General features: G+C 61.4%; 1 protein-coding gene. It reads right to left on the reverse strand.

Annotated features, from left to right (window positions below):
* Positions 1-129 precede the first annotated feature (129 nt).
* A complete protein-coding gene (locus ACFFGH_RS34425) occupies positions 130-486 on the reverse strand; it encodes a nuclear transport factor 2 family protein (RefSeq protein WP_386677483.1) in 357 nt (118 codons plus the stop codon).
* Between the last annotated feature and the right edge of the window lie 136 nt (positions 487-622).

Raw genomic sequence — 622 nt, forward strand, 5'->3', positions numbered from 1 at the left:
GCTCGCGCACCGAGTCCTCCTTGAAGTCTGGGCTCAAGAAGTCTTCGTCTGAGATGCGATCGAGGCTCATGTGATGCCTAACACCTGAGTTAAGCCGAACCGCGAAGCGGTTTCGGCTTGGACGAATTGTTAGGCGGCAGCGGTGCCCTGGTGGTACCGCATCTGCCACCCGGATTGGCTCTTTAACCACACCGAGCTGCGCAGCGAGCGTGTGGCCTGCCCGCCGTGCACCTTCTCGGCTTGGTAGGTGACGAGAATCGCGCCTTCGGCGAGCGCGACAGCTTGCATGGAGCTAACGGAGAAGGACTTGCCTGCCTCCGAGGGGAGCCAGCCGAGGACCTCGGTCTTCCCAAACGCCAAGCCGCTGACGCCGACCTCACGAAATTCGTCAGCCAATAGCTCACTGACGCGGGCCACATCAGCGCGCGTCGCCGGCTTTAGAAGCTCTTGCTCCAGCCTCATCACGATTGCCGCATCGCTTTCCATGCCGCCTAACACCTGAGTTAAGCCGCACCGCGAAGCGGTGTCGGCTTGGACGAATTGTTAGAGCGCACAGTCGCGATTCCTCGTGTCGGTAGCGGGGCACGACTCGCTTAGCTCTACCAAGGTGACCGCTGCGTCG

This window comes from Lysobacter korlensis (genome assembly GCF_042434515.1).